The sequence below is a fragment of the Streptomyces rapamycinicus NRRL 5491 genome (assembly GCF_024298965.1).
GTDB classification, from domain to species: Bacteria; Actinomycetota; Actinomycetes; order Streptomycetales; family Streptomycetaceae; genus Streptomyces; species Streptomyces rapamycinicus.
In genome coordinates this window covers 7336506-7360045 of sequence record NZ_CP085193.1, presented here as the reverse complement: position 1 = coordinate 7360045, position 23540 = coordinate 7336506, and the positions used below count along the sequence as shown (strand labels likewise).

Here is a 23540-nt window from a genome sequence, read left to right as displayed (position 1 = left end):
CGGGGACGGTCAAGGTGGCTACCCCAGGGCCCGCTCGAGAAAATCCAGTACCACGCTCGCGTAGCCTTCGGGATCGGTCTCCAGCCCGAGCAGATGCTCGGCTCCCGGCAGGACGTGCGTCTCGGCTTGGGCGTAGCGCTCGGCCAGCGCGTCCACCGAGGACGGCGGCACGATCGCATCGTGCTCGCCCGACATGAACAACAGGGGGATCTTGGCGAACTTGCCCGTCGCGGGCGGCGGCCACTGGGCCCGGAGCATGGCCGGGCCCACCGCGCACAGCGTCCGCGCCACCACCGAACGGGCGGGCTCGCCCTTCAGCACGGCGGGCAGCGGCAGCGCCTCCGCCTCCAGGAACTTGCGCAGCAGCGGCGGGACGTCATGCCCCGGCCCGCTGTCGCACACCAGCGCGTCAAGTTCGAACCCGTCGTGGGTCAGCGCCCACATGGACGAGAAGCACGAGAACGAGAAGCCGTAGAAGGCTATCCGCGCCGTGCCGTACCCGCGCCGGCCGCGCAGATGGGACACCACGGCGGTGACATCGCTCGCGAACCGGTCGCCGAGCCCGAACAGCGCCCGGTCGTCGCTGCTGGCGCCGTGGTTGCGGTGGTCGAACAGACAGACGGTGTACCCGGCTTCGTGCAAGAACTTGGCGTGGCGCAGGCTGTGGTCCTTCGCCGTCGCCATGCTGTGCCCGAGCACCACCACCTTCTCGGGGGACCCCGGGCACAGCCAGGTGTCGAGGTGCTTCCGCGCCGCGAAGGGGATCTTCAGCTCGGTGCAGGGCAGCCCGTGGTCCCGGGGGTGCTCCCGCTGCTCCCGGCGCCGCGGGTGGAAGGCCAGATACGCCAGCGAGACCCCGAACAGCGGGGCGACCGGCAGGGCCGCGGCCGAGAGGGCGCGGGCTCCCAGGGAAGGAGGCCGCGCCGACGTCTGGCGTGGCTCGGGCATCTGCGTCCTCCAGGAGGGGGAGTGTCCGTCGGCGGTCAGGGCGTTCTCGTCTCGGTCGGGACGGGCGGCTGGGCGGTCGGGCGACAACGTGTGAACGAGCGGGCGGGCGAAGAGTCAGCCACAGCCTCCGGCATGGCCCGGATCGGCCGACCGGGCGGCGGCGAAGTCCGCGTCCGACAGCTCGGCGAAGTCCGCGTCCGGCGCCCCGGCGGGAGGCGTGTCCCGGGACCGGGAGCCGGACCCGGACCCGGAGCGGACCGAGGCGACGAAGGCCGCCAGCCGGTCCACGCCCCAGAACTTGTCGTAGCCGTGGGTGAAGAACGGCACGCCGAACGCCCCGGCGTCGCTGAGCGCGAGCAGGGCCCGGAGCCCCCGGCCGCGGCGCAGCTCCTCGTCATCCGCGGCCGCCGCCGCCCGTTCGGCCGACAGCCCCAGCTCCCCGGCGATGTCCGCGATGGTCGTACGGTCGCAGATGTCGCGGCCCTCCTGCCAGCGGGCCCGGTAGACGCGCTCGATCCAGGCGGGGCCGAGCCCCGCGTCGAGCGCGAGGAAGTACGGCAGATGCGGCACCTCCCAGACCGGGTCGTGATCCACCGGCCAGCTGACCGCGAGTCCGCGGTCGGCCGTCAGCCGGCGCACATCCTGGAGGATATAGAGATGCTTCTCCCGGGACATCGCCGAATAGGGGAAGTGATGGCCGAGTTCGGCCATACGGCGCTCCCCTTCCGCGTCCGGCTCCCACCACAGGTGCCATTCCACCGCCTGTGCGACATCCGGATAGCGGTTCATCAGATCACGGTAGGCGATCCAGCTGTACGGGCTGCGGAAATTGAAATAGAACCGCGGTACTTTGCTGCGCTTGGCTGCCATGTCCGTACCTCCTCGCAGTCAGAGGACGATGCCGCCGTCCACCTGGAACACCGCACCGGTCACATATTCCGCTCCGGCCAGGTACGCGACCGTGTCGGCCACCTCCTCGGGACGGCCGAAGCGGCGCAGCGGGATGCTCTGCTCCGCCTCCTTGCGCACCCGGTCGGAGAGCTCGGCCGTCATATCGGTCTCGACGAAGCCGGGTGCCACCACATTGGCTCGAATGCCGTACCGGCCGACCTCCTTGGCGAGCGACTTGGTGAAGCCGATGATCCCCGCTTTGGAGGCCGCGTAATTGCTCTGGGTCGCATTGCCGTGGACACCGGCCACGGACGAGATGTTGATGACGCATCCGGACTTGCGTTTCATCATTCCGAACACCACGGAACGGCACAGGTGATAGGTGCCGTCCAGGTTGACCTCCAGGACGCCGCGCCACTCCTCGTCCGTCATCAGCAGCAGCGGATTGTCCCGGGCGATCCCGGCGGAGGTGACCGCGACCTCGACCGGGCCGAGCGACTCCTCGGTGAAGGCGACCAGCTCGCGCACCGCGCCCGCGTCGCGGACGTCCGTCTGCCGGCCGAGCACCCGCCCGCCGCCGCGCCGCGCCGCCTCCTCCTCCAGTTCGCGGGCGGCGTCGGGGCTCGATCGATGGCAGAACGCCACATCGAAACCGTCCCGGGCCAGCCGGAGCACGGTGGCCCGGCCTATGCCGCGGGAGCCGCCGCTGACCAGCGCGACGCGCGGCGCCGGCTTCTCGTCAGGCGTCGGCTCCTCGTCACCGGATGCGCGGTCCGTGTCGTCGGATATTCGGTCGGACATACGGTGAGGTCCTTCTCCCGGGAGTGGTGTGCGGTCAGCGCGGATCGGGCACGGGCGGATCAGGCACTGGCGGGGCGGCCAGGTCGGAGGCCGGGCGCATGGTCATCGTCAGCCGCCCTATGGTGAGGGCGGTCTCCTTGCCGACCAGGCTCTCGCCCTCGAAGACGTAGGTCTCGCCGACCTGGCGGGCCAGCCGCACATGATGCTCCACCACGTCGCCGGGCACCACCGGTCGGTGGAACTCGGCGTCCGCGATGCCGCCCAGCAGCATCGCCTTGCCCGAGCGCACGTCGGGGTTGGGCCGGTCCCAGGTGACCAGCACCCCGGCCACATGGCACCAGGACTCGATGAGCACCGTCCACGGATAGTGGTAGTCCTCCTCGGACGCGGTGTCCGGCATCCCCTCGTACCAGGGCTCGTTGCAGGTGACCGCCTTCAGCCCGCTCGCCCGCTCGCCCGGCACCAGCTCGGTGACCCGGTCGACCAGCAGCATGGGGTAGCGGTGCGGCAGCATCCGCTTGATCTCATCGACGGTGATCATCCGGCGTCCGCTCCTCGGTCCTGGTCGCTCCGCTCCCCCGCCCCGGCCGCCGCGCCCGGGGCGTCCCGGTTCTCGAAGCGCAGCCTTATCTGCGCGGCGGTCCCGCGCCCGGTGGCCGCCGAGGCCCGGCAGCGCCAGCCACCGTCCTTGCGCGACCAGACGTATTCGCTGGTCAGCTCGTCACCGGGGTAGACCGGGCTGAGGAAGCGGGAGGACTCGACGGCCGCCAGGACCCAGCGCCCGCCCGGTTCCCGCTCCGGCATGGTGGCGAGGGCGCCGCGCTGGACGTACTCCACGACACACACCCCGGGGAAGATGGCGAACCCCGGGAAGTGCCCGGCGAACACCTTCTCCGACGCGCCGACCACGGCCACGCACCGGGCGGGCCGCTCACCGGGGAGGCCAGGGTCCACGATCTCCACGGTGCCGTCCACCGGCCCGCACGCGGCCACCGTCATCTCACTTCCCCATCTTCGAGGCGAGCAGGTCGTGCACCTTCCGGAGCGTGGTGATGTCCTTCATCTCCCGCTCCTCCAGCTTCACCGAGTACTTCTTCTCCAGGACGACCATGACCTCGAGGGCCATCAGGGAGTCCACGCCGAGGGTCTTGACGAAGTCGGCGTCGTCGGTGACGTCCTCCTCGTCCACGTCGAGCACATCCGCGACGAAGGTGCGCAGCTCGTCCATGTCCAGGGCGGCGGTGGCGTCGGCCATGCGGGGTCTCCTTCCGCTCTCAGAGCGTGGGGCTCAGGGTTCGGGGGTGGTGAGCTTGGCGAGGGCGGCGGCCGACTCGACCGGGACGGTGAGCGCGCCGTCCGCGATCCGGCGGATCATGCCGGTCAGCTGGCGCCCGGGGCCCAGCTCCACGAACCGGACGCAGCCCAGCTCGCCGGCGAGGGTGCGGACGCTCTCCTCCCAGCGCACCGGGCTGGTGAGCTGGGCCAGTTCGAGGTCCCGCCAGTGCTCGCCGCTCGCGTACGGCCGGGCGTCCACGTTGGCGACGACCGGGGTGTGCTCGGGGGCGAAGTCCACGGCGGCCAGGGCCTCGCGCAGTTCGTCGGCGGCGGCGGCCATCAGCGGGCTGTGGAAGGCGCCGCCGACGGCGAGCCGGATCACCTTGCCCTCGCTCTCCACGGCCAGTTCGGCGAGCCGGTCGACGGCCTCGGCGGTGCCCGAGAGCACGATGGCGCCGGGCGCGTTCACATTGGCGATCCAGACCTGGCCGCCGTCCTCCTGACCGCCCTCCTCCTGGACCCGGGCGACCAGCGCCTCCACGGTCTCCGGGCCGAGCCGCACCACGGCGGCCATGGTGCCGGGCGACTCCTCGGCGCAGCCGCGCATGGCCCGGCCGCGGGCGGCGACGAGGCGGGCGGTGTCGGCGAGCGGCACGGCCCCGGCGGCGTGCAGCGCGGTGTACTCGCCCAGGCTGTGCCCGGCGCAGGCCACCACGCCGCCCAGCAGTCCGGCGGCCTCCGCCTCGCGGTGGGCGAGCACCTCGATGGTGAAGACGGCGATCTGGGCGAGGTCGGTGCGGCGCAGCGTCTCGTCGTCGGCCTTCAGCAGGAGTTCCTCGACGTCGACACCGGTGTACTCGGAGATCTCCGCCACCGCCGCCCAGGACGCGGTGTCCCGCCACGCCTCGCCCATGCCCGCCTTCTGGGCGCCCTGCCCGGGGAAGACCAGCGCCGTACGGGGCGCCTGGCCGCCGGGGGCCGCGGGCGGCCCGGCCATCGTCTCTCGGTCCGTCATCTCAACCAGCTCCTTCAGTTCAGGGGGCGGCGGCCCGTCACCGGATCCGCAGCAGGGCCGCGCCGACCACACCGTCCCGGTCCACGGTGGTGACCAGGGCGGTTCCGCCGGAGGGGATCTCCTTGCGCTCGGCCATCGCGAGCACGGCGGCGATCTGGAAGGCCGCCGCGGCGGCGCAGGTGTCCCCGATGGTGTCGGCGGCCGTGATCCGCGGCGGCTCCTTGCCGCCGAGGGCGGCGGCGAGGGCGGCGAGTTCGGCCTCCCCCTCGGCGCCGGGGGCGCCGGAGTCGGCGACGGCGCTCAGCTCACCGGGGGTCACCCCGGTGCGGTCCAGCAGCCGCCCGATCGCCTCGGCGAGCACCGTACGGGCGGCCTTCGCGTCCGCGGCGCAGCCGAACTCCAGGCCCACCACCTCGGCGAGCCCGTCGCGGCCGTGCTCGCGCGCCGAGGCTTCGGGCTCCAGCAGCCATACGGCCGCGCCCTCGCCGAGCACGGCGGCGCTGTTCTCGTCCGCGCGGGCGTGCCACTCCAGCCAGGCGCGGGCGGAGGAGAACTCCTCGACCGCCCCGCACAGCACGGCCTCGGCCCGTCCGGCCCGCTGGAGCCGCATCGCGTACCGCAGGGCGAGCAGCCCGGTGGCGCGGCCGCCCGCGATGGTGGTGTTGGGGCCCCTGAGCCCGTGCCAGATGGCGGACTGGCCGGCCGCGCAGTTCATCACGGTGTTGGGGAACCGGGCCGGGTCCACGTAGAAGGGCTTCTCGCCCACCAGCGAGTCCCGGGTGAAGTCCATGATGCTCTGGGCGGAGCCGGTGCTGGTGCCGAGCGCGAGACCGGTCTCCTCGCCCACCCCCGGCAGCCGTTCGCCCTCGCCGTACTCCCGTTCCCCGGTCAGCAGATGGCGTATCGCGGTGACGGCGAGGCCGGTGGCGCGGTCCATGGAGCGGGTGCCCTTGCGGCCGAGGATCTGCCGGATGTGGAAGTCGGGCACGAGGCTCGCCTCGCGGAACGGCGCCGACCACTCCTCGGGGTCCAGCGGCCGGGCGGCCGAGCGGCCGGACCGCAGGGCCGCGGTGAAGTCGGCCCCGCGCAGTCCCAGGGGCGATACGGCGGTCCAGGCCGAGATGACCGGGGCTGCCCCGGAGGGGGCGTTGACCATGGGTACGGGTACTCCTTCGGTTGGGGCCAAGGGGCCGTGGGAGGGGCGGGTCACAGGAACCACACCTGTTCGTAGGAGGGCCAGCGGGCCGCGAGGTCGTCGCCCCCGATGACGCGTACGCCGGGCAGCAGCCGCTCGGCGGCGGTGCGGCCGAGCGCGGCCAGACCGTCCTCCTCGACCAGCACGGTCACCCCGGCGGCCAGCAGCTTCGCCACGGAGGTGGGCGGATGGGGCAGGGTGTCCAGGGTGCGGCCGCCGAGGCGCAGCGAGGGCCGGGGGCCGGTGTCGAGGGCGTAGCCGGCGGCGGGGCCGCGCAGCGCCAGATCGCAGCCGCCGCTCTGCCGGTGCAGATCGGGCACGCAGTACAGCACGTCGGCGTACTGGGTCTCGATCGAGCCCCGGTACGCCTTCTCCACGATCAGCAGCCAGCGCGCCTGGTCGCCCATGGCTCAGCACACCCCCATGAGCAGGCTCTTGTCCGCCGCGTTCACATGCTCGGCGAAGACGAACGGCGCCCGCGTGCGGACCTGCGGGATCTGCTCGGCGGCGCCGCGCTCCTCGGCGCAGAAGCGGCACACGTACCAGTACAACCGGTCGGGGTGGTCCTCGATCAGCTCGCGGACGACCCGGGCGGTGGAGGGGTGCTCGCGCCCCAGGTCGGTGTAGTCGCGCGGTTTGGTGTCGCCGAGGGCGGCGCCGGTCAGCCGGGTGGCGTCGCCGCAGGTCCAGATCTGCACCCGGGCGCCGCGGGCGAGCAGCGCGGCCGCCAGCCGGAGCGCCGAGGTGACCAGGTCGGTCTGGTGGGGCGCGCCGAAGAGGTTGAGCAGTACATCGGTACGGGGGACGGGCCTGGGCATCAGTGCCACACCGCCCTGATCCGCGGCTCCAGCAGCTTGGCGGCCACGTCGTCCATCTCCACCAGCCGCGCCCGGGGCGTCAGATCGTCGGCGGGCAGGGCGCGCTGGGCGGCGGAGAAGGTGTCCACCCACAGCTCGCCGCCGTCGCTCAGGAAGGTCTCGACGCCCGGGGCGGTGCCGGGGACGGCGGCGGTCACGCCGTTCTCCACGAGGAACAGCACCACCTGGTGGCCGTCCCTGGCCAGCCGCGCGGCATCGCCGAGGAACCGCTCGCAGGCGGGTCCGGTCTGCGGCCCGCCGCTCTCGATCAGCAGATGGGCCGTCATGTCAGCAGCTCACCGCCGTCCACGCCGATCACATTGCCGGTGATCCAGGAGGAGTCGGTGCGCGAGAGCAGCGAGACGGCCTCGGCGACGTCCTCGGGCCGGGTCAGCCGCCGGTGCGGATTGAGGTCCCGGGCGTACGCGGCGAGCCGGTCGCTGCCGGGGATGCGCTCCATGGACGGGGTCGGGGTGACCCCGGCGCGCAGCGCGTTGACGGCGATGCCGGAGGGGGCGAGCTCCAGGGCGAGCTGGCGCACATGGGACTCCAGGGCGGCCTTGGCGGCGGACACGGCGCCGTAGTGGGGCATCACCCTGGCGCCCCCGGCGCTGGTCATCGCGTACACCTTGGCGCCCTGGCGCAGCAGCCCCGCGGTGAACAGGTCCTGGGTCCAGTAGACGAGCGAATGCGCCATCACATCGAGCGTCATGTTCATCTGGCGGGCGGTCAGGCTGTCCTGGCCCTCGGCGCCGACGTACGGCAGCAGGGTGCCGAAGGCGAGGGAGTGCACCACGATCCGGATGCCCGCGCCGCCGGTCAGCTCCTCGAACCGGGGCAGCAGCTCCTCGCGGGTGCGGGCGGAGGCCGCGTTGGCGTTGAAGTAATGGGCCTGGACGCCGTGGCCGCGCATCTCCTCCCGGGCGACGGCGGCCTTCTCCTGGCCGTCGGTGGTGTCGAAGTGGACGCCGAGGATGTGGACGCCCTCGCGGGCCAGTTCATGGGCGATGGCCAGGCCCATACCGCTGGAGGCGCCCAGGACCAGGCACCAGGAACCTTCGAGTCGGGTGATCATCGGTCGCTCGCCCTCCGTCGTCCGCTCATGGGCTGCTCGCCTCCGGCGCTCGCTTCGCCTCCGGCGGGCGCGTCCGGCATGGCGCTCGCTTCGGCTCCGGAAGCTGCGTTCAGCTGGGCGCCCGGGGGCACCAGGCAGACGGCGGCACCCGGGGTCACCAGGCAGACGGCGGCGTTCCCCTCGGCCGCCGCGGTGACCACGGCGTGGGGGTGGCCGTCCGGCGCGCCGAGGGCGACGGCCACGCGCGCCACCGGCTCCAGGGCGCCCGCGCCCGCCGGGACCCGCTCGGGCTCGCCCGCCAGAGTCCACCCGCCCAGCGCCTTCTCGTCCAGCGCCGCCGCCAAGGCCTCGCCGACCGGGGAGCCGTCGAGGACGGCGGTGACGGCCAGGGGCCGGTCCGGCCGGTGGCCGAGGGCGTCCAGCGCGTCCCGCAGCAGCGCCGCGGCCCGCTCGGCCCCCTCGGCGGAGGCGGCCACCTTCGGCGGCAGGAAGAACGAGCGGACGCCCACCCGGCCCAGCACCGCCACCCCACGGCTGCGGGCGGCCGGTTCGGGCTCCAGGACCAGCGCGACGGCCCCCGCCTCCGAGGTGTCCGCGCCGGGCTCGCCCTCGGGCAGCGTCTCCTCGGTGGCCCCGGCCAGCAGCCGCCGGGCCCGGCCGGTGGCGAGGGCGCGCTGGCCGGTCTGGAGGGCCTCCAGGCCCGCGATCCGGGGGCTGGTGAAGGTGAGGTTGAAGCCCTTGAGGTCGTGTTCGGTGGCCAGTCGGCTGCCGAAGAGGTTGATGGAGAAGTAGGGCGCGGTGACCGGGGACAGATCGCCCGCCCCGGTGGCCGTGACCGTACGGTCCATCGTGTGGTGCAGGGCGACGGCCGCGCTGTTGGTGCCCACCGCGGCGCCCCGCTCCTCGGGCCCGACCGCCGCCAGGGCGTCCGGGCCGGCCTGGGCCAGCGCGCGCTTGGCCGCGGCGAGGAAGTACTGGGAGGCGGCGGGCAGGTATTTGTAGCCGTGCCGGCCGAGCGCCGTACGGAAGTCGAAGCCGTCCGCGCCCACGGTGCCGATGCCCGTCACCACCAGGCCGACGGCCGGTTCGTCGCGCACTGCCTCCTCGTTCGCTTCTCCGCCCACGCGGCGCGGAGGCGCGGCTTTCGTCGCCATCCGCGGCCCGGCGGCCGCATGTGCGTCGCTCACGCGGCGGCCTCCCCGAAGACGAGCGAGATGTTGTTGCCCCCGAAGGCGTAGGCGTTGACCAGCCCGTACGCCCCGGTCATGGGAGCGGAGCCGGACGGCAGCGGCACCGCGCACTCCGGGTCCCGCTCGCCGACCGGCACGTTCGGCGGCAGCGTCCTGTGGTGCAGCACCAAGCCGGCGGCCAGCGCGGCGAACGCGCCCGCCGCGCCGCCGGTGTGCCCGATGAGCGCCTTGACGCTGTAGAGGGGCGTACGGGGGGTCAGCGCGTCCAGCACCCGGCTCTCCACCACGTCGCCCCGCTCGGTGCCGGTGCCGTGCGGGATCACGAACCCCAGCCCGCCCGGCCCGGCCCCGGACCCGGTCCCGGCCCCCGCCTCCCGGAGCGCCTCGCGCATCGCCCGCTCGATCTGCTCTCCTGAGGGCTCGGGAGCGGTCGCGTGGTAGGCGTCGCAGCTCCAGCCGGCGCCCGCCAGACGACCGTAGACGGTGCGCGCGCCGCGCGCGCGGGCGTGCGTGGCGGACTCCAGGACGAGCACGGCGGCACCCTCACCGAAGACGGTCCCCCGCCGTTCGACGGCGAACGGGCGGCAGCGCTCGGGGTCGATGGCGCCCAGCCGGTTGAAGCAGGCCAGGGCAACGCGGGAGTACGCCTCGGCGCCGCCCGCGATGACCACGTCGGCCTCGCCGGAGCGGATCAGATCGGCGCCCACCGAGAGCGCGTAGCCGCTGGCGGCGCACGCGTTGCTGACGCAGGTGTTGACGCCCTGGGCGCCGAACCAGCCGCCGACCACCGAGGCCGGCGGGAAGGGGGGCGCCCAGCGGCCGGACGCGGGCGCCTCGCCGGTCCACCAGCCCTCGTGCAGATCCGTGTCGCCCATACCGGTGCTGAGGGCGACCGCCACCCGGCGCGGATCGAGCCCCTCGGCCTCCGGCCTCTCGCCCGGCCCCGGCAGCGCGGCCAGCCCCGCGTCGGCGACCGCCTCGCGCGCCGCCGCGAGCGCGAACCGCGAGCCGCGGCCCAGCGGCAGCCCGTCCTGCTCCTCGGGCCCGTCCGGAAGGTCGGCCTCCGGCACCAGGTACATCAGCGGATGGTTCATGTGGGCGAGCGGATCGGGGACCCGCGTCGGCGCGGTGTCCGCCTTGTGCATCCCGCGCCAGAAGGCGTCGACACCCGCGCCCAGCGGGGACAGCGCGCCGAGGCCGGTGACCAGTACGTCGTCCATCAGGTGCCGCTCTGTTCTCCGCCGAGCGCGTCCAGCACCCGCCGGTCGAAGGGGACCAGCCGCCAGTCGCTGCGGTTGTCGATCACCGCGTAGCCGTGGGTGATCCGGCCGGTGGCGGTGAGGGTGAGCGCGCCGTCGCGGACCACGAAGCAGTCCATCCGGGCGGTGTAGGTGAGGTCCTTGAAGATCTCCTCGACCGTGTAGACGGAGTAGAGGTCCTCCTCCATCACCGCCTCGTCGAGGACGCGCACCGAGGACTGGGGGACGACCGGTATCCATTTGCGTTCGTCCAGCAGGGTCTTGATGGAGATGCCGCGGTCCAGGACGAAGCGGTCCTTGGCCTCCTCCAGCAGTCGCAGATAGCCGGACATCTGGAGCCGCTCGGTGAAGTGGCAGTAGGGGTAGGGGATGTTCCACTTCCAGGCGTAGGCGTTGCGGCCCTCGGTCAGCGACGCCAGGACGGCGGCCTCGTCCCCGTCCGGCATCCGCACCCGGATGGGCGCGAGCTCGCCCGTGCGCGCCTCGGCCCCCAGCCGGTCCACCACGAACGGCGCGAATTCGGCGGGGGGTTCACCCAGCTCCGGCAGATAGGTGTCGGCGCGCAGCGAGACCCGCGCCTTGGCGGCCACGGCCTTGAGGAACGAGCCGTCGCGCTCCACGCGGAGGGTCACCCGGAAGCCGAGGGTGCGGTCGTCGTCCTCGGTGTCCGGCACCACCTCGGCCTCGGCCACGTCGTCCATGTGGAAGGCGTGCAGGATGCGGGTCTCCAGGGCAACGACGTCCAGCCCGAGGCCGTGCTCCTCGTACAGCCGCCGGGCGGGCGTACCGGACTCCGCGAAGTGCACCAGCACGGCTTCCTCGACGAGGTAGTTGACGTGTTTGAAGCCGATCCAGGTGCAGATGTTCGACCCCTCGTAGCGCGGGCGCAGCCGGACGGTGGTGACGTCCGTCAGCAGGGCTTTGGTCGACATCGGCGGGGCGGCGGCGGTCATCGGGAACACTCCATGGAGATAAGGGGGGCACGTGCGGGGCGCGGGGGGCACCGGTCGGGCGCGGGGCGCAGCAGCAGTCCGGCCACGGCGTCCGCGGTGTCGTCCCCGCTGGTGATCAGCGCCTGACGGGACGCGGGCACCGGGCCCGGCGCGGCCCCGGGGCCGGCGGCCTCGAAGACGCTCCCGGCTCCCGCTTCCGGCCCGGCTCCGGCCCCGGCTTCAGCTCCGGCCCCGGCGCGGGCCAGCCAGCCGACGGCCGCCGCGCACTGGAACACCCCGAGGGCCCCGGAGGCCCGGCCCACCGCACCGGTGACGTCGTAGCGCGGCACGGCCCCCGGCACCGGAACGGCCCCGGCGGGCCCCTCGGCGTAACGCTCGGGGGTGAACCAGACGCCGGGGGCGGCACCGTCGGGCAGCAGGGCCTCGACGCAGCCGCCGAGCCCGGCCCGCCGTTCGTACGGCCCGAGGGCGGCGGCGGCTCGCGCCCCCCGGGCCCCGGCCCAGCGCGCGCCCTCGACGACGACGGCGGCGGCGCCGTCCAGCAGCTCACCGGCGGGCCGGCCGACCAGATCCGCCACGACGGCGTTGTGCGTCTCCACGCCGATCACCACCGCGCGCCGGACCCGGCCCGCCGCGACCAGCGCGGCGCCCCAGTGCACGGCGTCCAGGCCGGAGGTCGCCCCGTTGCACAGCATCAGATTGGGGCCGCGCAGCCCGTGGCGGATGGCCACCCAGGAGGCGATCACATTGCTGGAGGCGTTCGGCAGGCTCATGGGGCTGAGGTCCACGGCCGACCGCTCGGCGATGGCGGCGGCGGTGAGACAGGCGGTGTCGAGGTTGCCCAGGTTGGAGCTGGCGACCACGCCGACGGTGTCGCCGGGCACGGTCACCTCCTCGCCGTCGGCGGGGATCAGGTCCGCGTTCCGCAGCGCCTCCAGTGCGGCGCACAGCGCCAGCCGGGTGGCCCGGTCCTTGTAGCGGTGGCCCCGGCGGCCGATCCGGGCGGCGGTGTCGAACGGTTCGGGGGCGGGCCCGGTGACGGGGCAGGCGGTGCGGCGCAGCAGCGCCTCGGGGGTGCCGGCGCCGGGGACGGCCAGGCCGACGCCGGTGACGACGACTCCGCCGGGGCCATGCGTCATCGGCCGGCCCTCTCGACGATGGCGACCGCGTTGACCCCGCCGAAGCCGAACGCGTCGATCTGCGCGACCCGCAGATCCCCGTCCTCCCGCGCCTCCTCCCGGACGAAGCGGAACGCCTCGGCCTCGGGCAGCGGTTCGGCCAGGCCCAGGGTGGGCGGCACCCGGCCGGAGGCCAGGGACTCCAGCGCGACGATGAGGCTGAGCAGCCCGGAGCCGCCCGAGGTGTGGCCGGTCATGCACTTTATGGCGGTCATCAGGGGCCCGCTGACCTCGCGACCGAAGACCTCGGCGATGGCGGCGGCCTCGGCGGCGTCGTTCAGCTGGGTGCCGGTCCCGTGCAGCAGCACCAGGTCGATGTCGCCGGGTTTGACGCCCGCCCGCCACTGCGCCTCGTGCACCGCCCGCGCGATGCCCCGCGGGTCGGGGGCGGTCACATGGTTCGCGTCGCAGTTCATGCTGACGGCGCGCACCCGGCCGAGCGCGCGGGTCTCCGCGCCGGGCTCCTCCCGGCGCAGCACCACGGCGGCCGCGCCGTCGCCCATCAGCACCCCGCGGCGGTCCCGGTCGAACGGCCGGACGCGGTCGGGGGGTTCGCTGTTGACGCGGTCCAGCAGCCCGTACATCGACTCGGTGAGGGTGTCGACCCCGGCCACCACGACGGTGTCCTCGGCCCCCGTGGTCAGCAGGTCGGCGGCGAGTGCGAGCGCGTAGAGGGAGGCCGAACAGGCCCCGGAGAAGGTGTGGGTGCGCACCGCGCCGAAACGTGTCCGCAGTGCGGTGCCGAAGTGCAGCCGCCCGATGTCGAAGGGCGTGCCGTCGCGCCAGGCGAGCTCGGCCGAGCGCAGTTCCCGCAGCCCGGTGCCGATGAGGACCGGCACCTCGCTCAGGTCCTCGCCGAGTCCCGCCTGGGCCGCGGCCTCGCCGACCGCGCGCAGCAGCCAGTCGGTGGCGCGGCCCGGGAGGTCGGTGCCGGGCGCGGGGCGGTCGTCGATCTCGTAGGCGTGGCGGGTCCGGTACCGCTCCCGGTCGAAGCCGCGCAGTTCGCCGAGTCCGCTGGTGCCCGCGCACAGGGCCCGGAAGACCTCGTCGACGCCCTCGCCCACGCTCGCCACCGCGCCCGCGCCCGTCACCAGCTGGCTCATGACCAGTCCGCTCGGGCCTTGCCGAAGATGACGACGGCGTTGTTGCCGCCGAAGGCCAGCCCGTTGTTCTGGACCACCTTCAGGTCCGCTGCCACGGCCTGGTTGGGCACACAGTCCAGTCCGCACTCGGGGTCGGTGTGCTCATGGTTGATGGTCGGCGGGATGAAGCCCTCGGTGAGCGCGAGGGAGCAGGCGATCGAGGCCAACGCCCCGGCGGCGCCCATGGAATGGCCGATCATCGACTTGATGGAGACCGTGCGCGGCGGGGCGGCGTCCCCGAAGACCTGGCGGATGGCGCGGGCCTCGGTGGTGTCGTTGGCCTTGGTGCCGGTGCCGTGCGCGGAGATGAAGTCGACCTCGTCCGGCTTGACGCGGGCGTTGTCCAGGGCGAGCCGCATACAGCGGACCACGCTGTCCTGGTTGGGGGCCACGGGGTGGTCCGCGTCGCAGTTGAGGCCGTAGCCGAGCACCTCGGCGTAGATACGGGCGCCGCGGGCCAGCGCCGACTCCAGGCTCTCCAGCACCAGGATGCCCGCGCCCTCGCCGGTCAGGATGCCCTTGCGGTCCTTGTCGAAGGGCTGACAGCGCTCGGGGGCGATGGTGCCGAGACGGTAGAAGCCGGTGAAGGTCTTGCGGCACAGCGCGTCGGCCCCGCCGCACAGCGCCACGTCCACGTCCCCGCCGCGGATGGCGTCGTAGCCGTAGCCGACCGCGTAGTTCCCGGCGGCGCACGCGGTGGGGAGGGTGACCGCCTCGGCGCGGGTGAGGCCGAACTCCTGGGCGATCGCGCTCGACAGCCGTCCGGCGGGCACCCGCCGGGCGACCGTCGGGTCCATCCGCTCGGGCCCCAGGTCCACTTCCTCCTCGACCAGATGGTCCAGGTCCCTGGACTCGCCGTCGGTCGTGCCGACGGAGATCAGACAGGGGATGTCGCGCAGCGCGCTCTCCGGCTCGGGGAATCCGGCGTCGGCCACCGCCATACGGGCCGCCGCGACCGAGAACCGGCTCGCCCGGCCCAGCGTCCGCACATCGAGATTTCGAATCCACCGGTCCGGCTCGAAATCCTTGACCTCACACGCCGTAGAGCGGTCGAAGCCCTCCGTGTCGAACGCGGTGATGGGCCCCGCCGCGCTCTTCCCGGCGCGCAGTCCGGCGAGGAATTCCGCCGCGCCGATGCCGATGCCGGACACCGCCCCGAGGCCGGTGACAACGACCCTACGACCCGGCTCACCACGCATTTCGCCCTGCCTTCCGAGGAGTCCGCCAGGATCCGGCGGTCACCAGCCCGCCGCGTCGGAGACAACCTCATAGACGCCCCGGAGGTTTACCATCCGGCTGAGTTCGGACTGGTCTATGACAATGTTGAAGGTTTTCTCCAATGCCGCGAGTATTTCAATGGCACGCAGTGAATCCGCGTCATGCTCTTCTTTGAAGAGACTGGTCTCGGTGACCTCGTCGGGGTCGATCTCAAGAATATCTGTGACGATTTCCTTGATGGTTTCACGACGCTCTTCGACGATGGCGGTCATTACCGCGCACCTCCATTTTCGGGCATGGGCAAAGCGACGAAGCTTCCGCTGACGCTAGGCGCCGGTCCGGGAGGGGACAACCCCAGAGTCCACTAGCTGTCACGCACCCGCTGAACACCAGCGTTCGACTAGTCGGCGTGTCATAAAGCTGCAGATGACAGCCGGTTACTCCACGGTCAGAAGATGGAATCTGCAGGAAGCTGCCAGGTCGTCGGCGGACAGAAGCCTGCCAATATCGTTCAAACCGCCAACAACCCGGCCGCCGCCCCGGTGCGATGCCCCCCCTACTCGGGGTCGGCCTCCATCAGCCCGGCGCGCACGGCGCGCACTCCGGCCTGGAACCGCGATTCGACCTGGAGGTCCCGCATGATGTCGGCCACATAGCGACGGTAGGTACGCACCGAAAGGCCCAGTTTGCGCGCCGCGGCGTCGTCCTTGTAGCCCTCCGCCATCAGCGTCAGCACCTCGCGCAGCACCCGGCCGCGCGCGCCGCCCTCGAACGACAGCGGCCGCATCGGGCGCTGGGCCGTGTCCCACATGCCGCACAGCAGTTGATGCAGCATATCGGCCACCGTCGAGTTCTGGATCATCGAGGCGCGGGAGCCGCCGGGCTCGCCCGGCGAGACGTCGGGCGCGATGACGGCCGCGCCGTCCACGACCACCAACTCCTGCCGCACCCCTTCGAAGACGCGCACCTCCAGGCGCGCCACGGTGCCCAACGAGCGCTGCCACGCCGCGCCCCGGATGACCGCCGGCGGGCACAGCATCCGGGTCCTGACCCCCTTGCCCGCCAGCTGGGCGAGCGTCTGCCCGACCAGCCGGGCGTGGTCCTCGCCCGCGACCTCCGGCAGACTCCAGATCACATCCCGCTCGGCGCGCAGCACCAGCCGCGCCACCCACCCGGCCACGGCCTCCCCGTCCACCGGCAGTTCGGCGGATGCCGAGGCCAGCGCGGAGCGGCGGTGGTGGTGCACGGCGGACTCCAGGAGGCGTAACGCCTGGCCCAGAGCCTCCTCCAGGTTGTCCGACCCCATGTCCGGCTCCGTTCGAACCGCGCCCCCCGTGCCCACCTCCCCGTCAAATCCATCAATAGGCACTCGCCCATTTGGTTGAATTCCGAAATGGCTCAAAGGACACCCCCGTTCCCTTTCCGGGAACAGTAACGAGCCCCCTGGCACACGGCAAGGAAGATCGCTCCTTATGGGACACTTCCCGCCGGGAAATACCCTCGCGTTCCGGCCACCACACCTCCCCGTGTCGGCAAGGGGCTGCGCCTCCGCTCGGCGGATTGGTAACTTCCTCTAGAGCCAGCACGCCATCCCTTGCCATACGACGCGGACCCCCCACCACGCCTTGGGTCCCGAAAGGCGCCGCCCCCATGGCTGCACAGAACACCGCGACCACCGATGCCACCCAGGCCGGTCCTTCACACTCCCCCACCGGTCGCCAATGGCTCGCCCTTTCGGTGCTCGTCCTGTCCCAACTCGCGGTGTGGCTGGACAACACCGTGCTGAACGTAGCCCTCAAGACCCTGGCCGACCCCACCGAGGGGCTCGGCGCCAGCCCCAATCAGCTCCAGTGGAGCATCAGCTCCTACACCCTGGTCTTCGCGGTGCTGCTGTTCACCGGCGGAGTGCTCGCCGACCGCTACGGCCACCGCCGCCTACTGCTGACCGGCATGGTGGTCTTCGGCGCGGCCTCCGCCTGGGCCGCCTACTCCGGCTCGGCCACCGAACTGATCGTGGCGCGTGGCGCGATGGGCATCGGCAGCGCCCTGATCATGCCCGCGACCCTCGCCCTGATCGCCCAGGTCTTCGACGAGCGGCACCGGGCCACCGCCATCGCCATCTGGTCGGGTTCCAGTGGAATCGCGATCGCCACCGGGCCGATGCTCAGCGGAGCGCTGCTCGACCACTTCTGGTGGGGTTCGGTCTTCCTGGTGAACGTGCCGATCGTGGTGGCGTGCGTGGCCGGATCGTTCGTGTTCCTGCCCGGTGTGGTCACCCGGGTGCGGCAGAAGTTCGACCCGCTGGGCGTGTTGCTCTCCACCGCCGGGCTCTTCGCCATCGTCTGGGGCGTCATCGAGGGCGGCCACCGCAACGACTGGACCGACCCGGCCATCGTCGCCTCGCTGGCCGGGGGTGTGCTGCTGGTCGCGGCCTTCGTCCTCGTCGAACTGCGCGTCGCCAACCCCAGCTTCGACGTAAGGCTCTTCCGCGACATCCGCTTCACCGGCGCCAGCGTCGCCGTCATGCTCACGTTCTTCGGGCTCAACGGCTCGATGTACTACACCAGCTTCTATCTCCAGGGCGTCCACGGCCAGACCCCGCTGGAGTGCGGGCTTTCCATCGCCCCGGTCGCCCTCGGCGTGCTGCTGGGCGCCCCGCTCTCGGCCAGGCTGGTACGGGCCTACGGAGTGCGCCCGGTCGTCACCGCGGCCATGCTGATCGCCACCACCGGCTTCGTCGCCTACGTGTTCCTCGACGAGCACAGCGGACTGCCGCTGTTCTGGGTCTTCCTCATCCTCCAGGGCCTGGGCATGGGCGCCGCCGTCGCCCCCACCACCGAGGCCATCATGGCGATCCTCCCCGCCGACCGGACCGGCGCGGGCTCCGCCGTCAACAACTCGCTGCGGCAGATCGGCGGCGTCCTCGGGGTGGCGGTCCTCGGCTCGATCCTGGTCAGCGTCTACCGCGACCGGGTCACCCCGCGCCTGAGCGGACTGCCGTCCCGTGCCGCCGACGGCGCCGCGGAGTCGCCCGAGGCCACCCGGCTGCTCGGCGCGAAGATGCGGCTGCCCCGGCTGTCGGACATCGCCGACGAGGGGTTCGTCCACGCCATGCACGTGGCCTCCGTCGTCGGCGCGGCCGCCGCCGCGGCCGGAGCCCTGATCATCTGGTGGGGCTTCCGCAGGACATCTTCCGGAGCGCGATCCAGCATGTGATCGTTCTTCCTTGCCACCCCCGTCGCCCCGGCATAGCCTCCCGGCACAACATCCGTAACGGGGAAGGCAGTTCACATGCGTACAGCTGTCATCACGGCGGCAGGCCAGGTGGAGACCAGAGAGATACCTGTCCCCGACATCGGTGACTCGGAGGTGCTGGTACGCATCGCGGCCTGCGGTATCTGCACCATGGAGGCCAATCTCTACGCGGGGCGGATGACGGTCTACCCCGCCGCCGCCGGACATGAGATATCCGGCTGGGTCGAGCGGATCGGCGCCAAGGCCGCCGCGCTGGAGGACATGCCCGCCGTCGGCTCCCTGGTCGCCCTCGACGGACTGCCGCGCTGCGGCGCCTGCCGCAGCTGCCGGCGCGGCCAGACCGCCATCTGCGTCGCGCTCCAGGGACACAAGCGCGAGGACGGCGCGATCACCATGGGCGCGGGGCTCGCCGAGTACATCGTTCTGCCCGCCTCCCGGGTGTGGTCGGTCGGCGACGCCGACCCCGCCGTGGCCGCCATGGGCGAGCCACTGGCCTGTGTGGTCCACTCGCTGCGCCGCGGCGGCTTCCGCGCCGGAGACCGGGTCACCGTCATCGGCGCCGGCTACATGGGCCATCTCCACCTCGCCGTCGCCGCGCATCTCCAGGCCCGCGGCGTCGCGGTGGTCGAGCGGGACGAGCAGCGGCTGGCCGCCATCGCGGCGGCGGGCGCCGACGCGGCCGTAACGCCCGAGGACGTCGGGCAACTGCCCCCGGCGGACGTGGTCTTCGTGACCATCGCGTCCAAGGAGGCCATCGCCTCGGCGCTCGCCGCGGTCGCCGACGGCGGCACCGTCGTCCTCTACGGCGGCGGCCCCGGCGGCCCGCCCGCCGAGCTGCCCGGCTATGAGGTGCACCGCCGCCAGCTGACCGTCACCGGCTCCTTCAGCCATGAGCCGGACGACTGGCGGGCCGCCGCCGAACTGCTGCGCGGCGGGCGGCTGTCCGGGCGGCTGGAGACGCTGGTCACGGCGCGCTACTCGCTGGACGAGGTCGAGAAGGCGCTCAAGCAGGCCGCGGAGACGCCCGTCTACCGGGTCGTCGTCACGCCGTAGCCGTCCGCGGCGCCCGCCCGCCGCGGGCGAACCGGCAAAGGACCCGAATCGCCAAGAGAGCCAAGAGAGCCAAGAGAAAGGATTCCCCTCCGTGTCCCTGCGCGTAGGCGTCCAACTCCACCCCCAGCACACCGGAATCGCCGAGCTGCGCACCGCGTGGCGGGATGCCGACGCCATCGGGGTCGACTCGCTGTGGACCTGGGACCACTTCCTGCCGCACACCGGCGACCCCGCCGGGCGGCACTACGAGTGCTGGTCGCTGCTGTCCGCGATGGCGGTCGAGACCCGGCGGGCCACCATCGGGCCGCTGGTGAGCTGCACCGCGTTCCGCAATCCGCATCTGCTGGCGGACATGGCCCGCACCGTCGACCAGCTCAGCGGCGGGCGGCTGGTGCTGGGCCTGGGCGCGGGCTGGTTCGAGGCCGAACACACCGAGTACGGGCTGCCCTTCCCCGGACCGGCCGGGCGCATGGACGCCTTCGCGGCGTCCGTCACCGCCGTCAAGGAGCGGCTGGCCAGGCTCAACCCCGGCCCGGCGGGCCCGCTTCCGCTGCTGATCGGCGGCGCCGGGCGGCGGCGCACCCTGCAGCTGGTGGCCCGCGAGGCCGACTGGTGGAACTGGTACGGCTGGGCCTCCGAGGACCCGGTCGCCGAGTTCCGCGAGCTGAGCGGGGTGCTGGACGAGTGGTGCGAACGGGTCGGCCGGGACCCGGGCGAGGTGGCCCGTACGGTGATGGTCAACCCGGACCAGCTGCCGCTGGTCGAGGGGTTCGCCGAGGCCGGGGCGGTCCATGTGGTGCTCTCCCTCCCGGCCCCGTACGACCTGCGCAGGGTCGAGGAGCTGCTCAAGGTGCGGGCCGCGCTCACCTCGTGACGGCCATACGCGCCACGGCGCCCCGTACGCCCCTGGGGCGCCGATTCGGCCTGCTCATGGGCGCGCTGCTGCTCTCCAGCCTGGGCAACGGGCTGTGCTTCCCGTTCACCTCGATCTACATCAGCCAGTTGCTGGGGCTCGGTGGCCGGGCGGCGGGCGGCTACTTCATCGCGATGGCCGCGGCCAGCTTCGCCGCCGCCCTGGCCGGTGGGCCGCTGGCCGACCGGGGCAGCCCGCACCGGGTGGGCGCGCTGGGCGGCGCGGCGCTCGCGGTCGGGTACGCCCTGCTGGCACCGGCCGGTTCGGTGCCGCTGGTGCTCGCCTCGGGGGCGTGCGTCGGGGCGGGCTTCGGGCTCTTCTACGCCTCGATCGTGGGCATCGTGGACACCGCCGTCCCCGAGAGCGGCCGCCGCTCGGCCTTCGCCATCCGGCACATCGTCAACAACGCCGGGATCGGGCTGGGCTCGGTCGCGGCGGGACTCGCGCTGCACGGCGCGGCCACCCCGGTAGGGGCGCTGCGCTGGCTGTACCTGGCCAACGGGCTGGCGGCGCTGCCGCTGATCGCGGTGATCCTGGGCGTACGGCCCCGGACCCGGGCGCGGCCCAAGCCGGAGGAACGGGCCGGGTCCGGGGGCGGGCCGACCTATCGGGCCCTGCTGCGGGCCCGCCCGATGGCGCTGCTGATCCTGGCCCAGGCGCTCTTCGCGATCGTCGGCTTCACCCAGATCGAGGCGACCGTACCGCTGCTGATGCACGACCGTATGGCGGTCACGCTGGGCTGGGTCAGCACGGTGGTGGCGGCCAACTCCTTCGCCCTGATCGCCCTGCAGCCGCTGCTCCGCCGCCGGCTGGAACGGCTGCCGGAGACCGTGAGCCTGGCCGCCGGGCCGGTGCTGTGGACCGGGGCGTTCGGCTGCGGTCTGGGCGCGGCACTGGCCGGGGAGACGGCCCCGGCGGCCGTGCGGTACGGACTCCTGCTCGCCTTCGCGGTGATCTTCGCGGCGGGCGAGCTGATGTACTCCTCCGCCTTCTATCCGCTGCTGCTGCGCTGGTCGGGCGAGGAGGCGGTGGGCCGGGCGAGCGCCCTGGCGTCGCTGGCCTGGAACCTGGGCACCGCCTCCGGCCCGCCGATCGGTCTGTTCGTCGTGGCCAACGCCTCGGCCACGGGCGGCTGGCTGGCCCTCGCCCTTGGCGCGGCGGCCGCGTTCACGGTGGCCGCCGCGCTGCGCAGCCGGACGACGGTCTGACCGCCGTCCAAGCACCGCTATGACTTGGGCAGATACGACGTGTCGTAGGCGTCCTCAGGCGTGACGGTCTTCTCCAGGAGCCCCTGGTCGTACATGAAGTCGGCCATCCGGGTCCAGGTCTGCGGGTCGATCGCGCCCAGCTCGCCCTGGTCGTTCTTCATCAGCGGCGCGGTGGCCTTGAGCACCGCGCGGGCGTTGTTCCGCTGCTTCTCGCCGCGCAGTCCCGGTACGTACTTCTCGCTGAGCTCGATGGCCTCGTCCTGGTGGTCGATCGCATAGCGCAATCCGCGCAGAGACGCGTCGACGAACTTCTTGATGTCGTCGCCGCGCTTGTCGAGCGTCTTCTTCTTGGCGCCGAGACCCACGCCGACCAGATGATCCCCCGCCGAGCCCGAGTTGAGGGTTATCGACCGGACGGCCTTGCCCGCCTCCCTGAACGAGACGGCGTCATTGTTCAGATAGCCCATCACCCCCTCGACCTTGTTTCCGGTGAGGGCCGCCTGCTGGGTGAAGCCGATGTTCTGTACCTTGGCGTCCTTGGTGGAAAGGCCGCCCTCCTTCAGGAGCGCCAGCAAACCGAAATAGGTCTCGCCGAAGGCACCGGGGGTGCCGATCTTCCGGCCCTTGAGGTCGGCGGGGGTCCGGATGTCGGATTCCTTGGGCACGATCAGCCCCACCGGGTATTTCTGGTAAAAGGTGGCGATGTCCACGACGGGCACATTCTTGGCGCGCGCCTGAAGCATCTCGTCGCCGCCCGCGTAGATCACATCTTCCTTGCCCGATGTGAGGGCCCCGAAGAGATCTTCGGCCGCGCCGTGGTGGCGCAGTGTCACATTGAGTCCGGCGTCCTTGTAGTAGCCCTTTTCGGCGGCCACGTAGAACGGCGAGAACTGGATGTTGGGGGTGTAGGTCAGCCCCACGGTGATGCCTGCGCCGCCCTTGGCCCCCGCGTTCTCCGGCTCCTCGGCGCATGAGGTCAAAGTGGCCAGCGCCACCGCCGAGGCGAGGGCGGCCGCGCCCGTGACCCGAGGTCTGTGGGCACGCCTCATGGACGTCTGCACGAAACGCACGTACTTCTCCTCTTGGGTGAAAGTTGTCAGTCGCGCTGAACGAGCCGCTCGACCAGGCGGATCACTCCGTACGAGACGGCGGCGAGAAGGCCGAGCATGACGAGCGTCGAGAACAGTCCGATGGTGTCGGCCTCCTGGCGCTGCACCGACAGCAGCTGCCCCAGTCCGTCGCCGCCCATCACGAATTCGCCGACGACCGCGCCGGTGATGGAGAGCGTGAGGCCGTTGCGCACCCCCGCGAGGACGCTGGGCAGGGCGAGCGGAAGCTCGATGTACCAGAGCATCCCCCACCACCCCACCCCGTCCACCCGCGCGGCCCCCATCACATCGGGGTCCAGCGAACGCAGCCCCAGCACGGTGTTGACGAGGATGGGGAAGAAGACCAGCAGCGCGCAGAGGACCGCGATGGGCAGCAGTCCGTACCCGATCCACAGGGCCAGCAGGGGGGCCAGCGCCACCGCGGGCATGGCCTGCGAGGCGGCCACATACGGCTGGAGGGCCGCCGCGGCGATCTCGCTGCGGGCGATCAGATAGCCGAGCGGCAGCGCCACTCCGATGCCGATACCGCTGCCCGCCAGCGCCTCCCACACCGTCTCCTTGGTGTAGTCGACGAGATCACCGTGGAAGACGTCATCGAGGAATTGCCGCGCGAGGTCCAGCGGAGCCGGAAGATAGAATTCCGCAACGGCGCCGGTCCGGGTCACGATGTCCCAGACGACAAGCAGCAACAGCCCGAATACCAGGGGCGGCAGCACACTCCGGAACAGCGTTCCGCGCCGGTTGGCGAGAGCCCTTCCGGATGCCGCCCCTGATGCCGCTCCGGTCATTTTCCGGCCGGCCCCGGACCGCGACTTCTCACCATTTCCACCGCCGTCGCCGGTCTTTCGCGCATGTCCCGGTCGGGGTGAATGCGGCTCGTCCGCAGTCGACTCGCCGTCCGCGCCCGCCGTGGCGGTCGCGCCCCTTCCGTGCCCTTCGGTCATCCCCAAATCCCCTTGCATTACCGGCTGTTGCCAGATCTCGGCACGCCCGCAGGCAACCTAT

26 protein-coding genes are annotated in these 23540 nt (G+C 72.5%); 4 read left to right on the top strand and 22 right to left on the bottom strand.

Annotated elements, in window-relative coordinates; translation table 11 throughout:
* Positions 1-18: 18 nt before the first annotated feature.
* The 20 genes from LIV37_RS31045 to LIV37_RS30950 all read right to left on the bottom strand — a co-directional run bounded on the left by LIV37_RS31045 (position 19) and on the right by LIV37_RS30950 (position 16303).
* The gene (locus LIV37_RS31045) at positions 19-948 is read right to left on the bottom strand and encodes an alpha/beta hydrolase (protein WP_020871043.1); all 930 of its coding nucleotides are present in this window, start codon (positions 946-948) and stop codon (positions 19-21) included.
* Between the two features lie 114 nt (positions 949-1062).
* Positions 1063-1818, bottom strand: a complete 756-nt coding sequence (locus LIV37_RS31040; RefSeq protein WP_020871042.1) for a DsbA family protein — start codon at positions 1816-1818, stop codon at positions 1063-1065.
* A gap of 18 nt (positions 1819-1836) precedes the next feature.
* The gene (gene fabG / locus LIV37_RS31035) at positions 1837-2640 is read right to left on the bottom strand and encodes a 3-oxoacyl-ACP reductase FabG (protein WP_020871041.1); all 804 of its coding nucleotides are present in this window, start codon (positions 2638-2640) and stop codon (positions 1837-1839) included.
* A gap of 34 nt (positions 2641-2674) precedes the next feature.
* On the bottom strand, positions 2675-3181 hold the full coding sequence (locus LIV37_RS31030; protein WP_020871040.1) for a 3-hydroxyacyl-ACP dehydratase FabZ family protein: 507 nt from the start codon (positions 3179-3181) through the stop codon (positions 2675-2677).
* A complete protein-coding gene (locus LIV37_RS31025) occupies positions 3178-3639 on the bottom strand; it encodes a 3-hydroxyacyl-ACP dehydratase FabZ family protein (RefSeq protein ID WP_020871039.1) in 462 nt (153 codons plus the stop codon). The genes LIV37_RS31030 and LIV37_RS31025 overlap by 4 nt, the downstream gene beginning before the upstream one ends.
* A gap of 1 nt (position 3640) precedes the next feature.
* The gene (locus LIV37_RS31020; RefSeq protein ID WP_020871038.1) at positions 3641-3895 is read right to left on the bottom strand and encodes an acyl carrier protein; all 255 of its coding nucleotides are present in this window, start codon (positions 3893-3895) and stop codon (positions 3641-3643) included.
* Between the two features lie 33 nt (positions 3896-3928).
* Positions 3929-4930 (bottom strand): ACP S-malonyltransferase, encoded by a 1002-nt coding sequence (locus tag LIV37_RS31015; RefSeq protein ID WP_020871037.1) that lies wholly within the window; start codon positions 4928-4930, stop codon positions 3929-3931.
* 37 nt (positions 4931-4967) lie between these two features.
* On the bottom strand, positions 4968-6086 hold the full coding sequence (locus LIV37_RS31010) for a beta-ketoacyl synthase N-terminal-like domain-containing protein (protein ID WP_020871036.1): 1119 nt from the start codon (positions 6084-6086) through the stop codon (positions 4968-4970).
* Between the two features lie 50 nt (positions 6087-6136).
* Complete coding sequence (locus LIV37_RS31005) at positions 6137-6532, bottom strand: hypothetical protein (protein ID WP_020871035.1); 396 nt, start codon at positions 6530-6532, stop codon at positions 6137-6139.
* Positions 6533-6535: 3 nt separating this feature from the next.
* Positions 6536-6943, bottom strand: coding sequence for a DsrE family protein (locus tag LIV37_RS31000; RefSeq protein WP_121824304.1), 408 nt, complete (start codon positions 6941-6943; stop codon positions 6536-6538).
* A complete protein-coding gene (locus LIV37_RS30995) occupies positions 6943-7269 on the bottom strand; it encodes a DsrE family protein (RefSeq protein WP_020871033.1) in 327 nt (108 codons plus the stop codon). The genes LIV37_RS31000 and LIV37_RS30995 overlap by 1 nt, the downstream gene beginning before the upstream one ends.
* Positions 7266-8057, bottom strand: a complete 792-nt coding sequence (locus LIV37_RS30990) for an SDR family oxidoreductase (RefSeq protein ID WP_020871032.1) — start codon at positions 8055-8057, stop codon at positions 7266-7268. The genes LIV37_RS30995 and LIV37_RS30990 overlap by 4 nt, the downstream gene beginning before the upstream one ends.
* Complete coding sequence (locus tag LIV37_RS30985) at positions 8054-9244, bottom strand: beta-ketoacyl synthase N-terminal-like domain-containing protein (RefSeq protein WP_121824305.1); 1191 nt, start codon at positions 9242-9244, stop codon at positions 8054-8056. The genes LIV37_RS30990 and LIV37_RS30985 overlap by 4 nt, the downstream gene beginning before the upstream one ends.
* Positions 9241-10467: a beta-ketoacyl synthase N-terminal-like domain-containing protein gene (locus tag LIV37_RS30980; protein ID WP_020871030.1), complete on the bottom strand. Its 1227-nt coding sequence runs from the start codon at positions 10465-10467 to the stop codon at positions 9241-9243. Before LIV37_RS30980 ends, LIV37_RS30985 begins: the two co-directional genes overlap by 4 nt.
* Positions 10467-11459, bottom strand: a complete 993-nt coding sequence (locus tag LIV37_RS30975; protein ID WP_020871029.1) for an acyl-CoA thioesterase family protein — start codon at positions 11457-11459, stop codon at positions 10467-10469. The genes LIV37_RS30980 and LIV37_RS30975 overlap by 1 nt, the downstream gene beginning before the upstream one ends.
* Positions 11456-12598 (bottom strand): beta-ketoacyl synthase N-terminal-like domain-containing protein, encoded by a 1143-nt coding sequence (locus LIV37_RS30970; RefSeq protein WP_020871028.1) that lies wholly within the window; start codon positions 12596-12598, stop codon positions 11456-11458. Before LIV37_RS30970 ends, LIV37_RS30975 begins: the two co-directional genes overlap by 4 nt.
* Positions 12595-13740: a beta-ketoacyl-[acyl-carrier-protein] synthase family protein gene (locus tag LIV37_RS30965; protein WP_020871027.1), complete on the bottom strand. Its 1146-nt coding sequence runs from the start codon at positions 13738-13740 to the stop codon at positions 12595-12597. The genes LIV37_RS30970 and LIV37_RS30965 overlap by 4 nt, the downstream gene beginning before the upstream one ends.
* Entirely contained in the window at positions 13737-14978 is a 1242-nt protein-coding gene (locus LIV37_RS30960) for a beta-ketoacyl-[acyl-carrier-protein] synthase family protein (protein WP_121824306.1), read from the bottom strand. Before LIV37_RS30960 ends, LIV37_RS30965 begins: the two co-directional genes overlap by 4 nt.
* A gap of 39 nt (positions 14979-15017) precedes the next feature.
* Positions 15018-15269: an acyl carrier protein gene (locus LIV37_RS30955; protein WP_020871025.1), complete on the bottom strand. Its 252-nt coding sequence runs from the start codon at positions 15267-15269 to the stop codon at positions 15018-15020.
* A gap of 284 nt (positions 15270-15553) precedes the next feature.
* Entirely contained in the window at positions 15554-16303 is a 750-nt protein-coding gene (locus LIV37_RS30950; RefSeq protein WP_020871024.1) for a helix-turn-helix transcriptional regulator, read from the bottom strand.
* A 344-nt stretch (positions 16304-16647) separates the two neighbouring features.
* Here LIV37_RS30950 and LIV37_RS30945 point away from each other — a divergent pair, with 344 nt between their 5' ends.
* The 4 genes from LIV37_RS30945 to LIV37_RS30930 all read left to right on the top strand — a co-directional run bounded on the left by LIV37_RS30945 (position 16648) and on the right by LIV37_RS30930 (position 21426).
* Positions 16648-18213 (top strand): MFS transporter, encoded by a 1566-nt coding sequence (locus LIV37_RS30945; RefSeq protein WP_020871023.1) that lies wholly within the window; start codon positions 16648-16650, stop codon positions 18211-18213.
* Positions 18214-18288: 75 nt separating this feature from the next.
* Positions 18289-19305 (top strand): zinc-dependent alcohol dehydrogenase, encoded by a 1017-nt coding sequence (locus tag LIV37_RS30940; protein WP_020871022.1) that lies wholly within the window; start codon positions 18289-18291, stop codon positions 19303-19305.
* A gap of 91 nt (positions 19306-19396) precedes the next feature.
* Positions 19397-20179, top strand: a complete 783-nt coding sequence (locus LIV37_RS30935) for an LLM class F420-dependent oxidoreductase (RefSeq protein ID WP_020871021.1) — start codon at positions 19397-19399, stop codon at positions 20177-20179.
* Positions 20176-21426 (top strand): MFS transporter, encoded by a 1251-nt coding sequence (locus tag LIV37_RS30930; RefSeq protein WP_020871020.1) that lies wholly within the window; start codon positions 20176-20178, stop codon positions 21424-21426. Before LIV37_RS30935 ends, LIV37_RS30930 begins: the two co-directional genes overlap by 4 nt.
* Before the next feature lie 17 nt (positions 21427-21443).
* Here LIV37_RS30930 and LIV37_RS30925 read toward each other — a convergent pair whose 3' ends face one another.
* The gene (locus LIV37_RS30925) at positions 21444-22496 is read right to left on the bottom strand and encodes an ABC transporter substrate-binding protein (RefSeq protein WP_020871019.1); all 1053 of its coding nucleotides are present in this window, start codon (positions 22494-22496) and stop codon (positions 21444-21446) included.
* 26 nt (positions 22497-22522) lie between these two features.
* On the bottom strand, positions 22523-23086 hold the full coding sequence (locus tag LIV37_RS30920) for an ABC transporter permease (protein WP_243146274.1): 564 nt from the start codon (positions 23084-23086) through the stop codon (positions 22523-22525).
* Between the last annotated feature and the right edge of the window lie 454 nt (positions 23087-23540).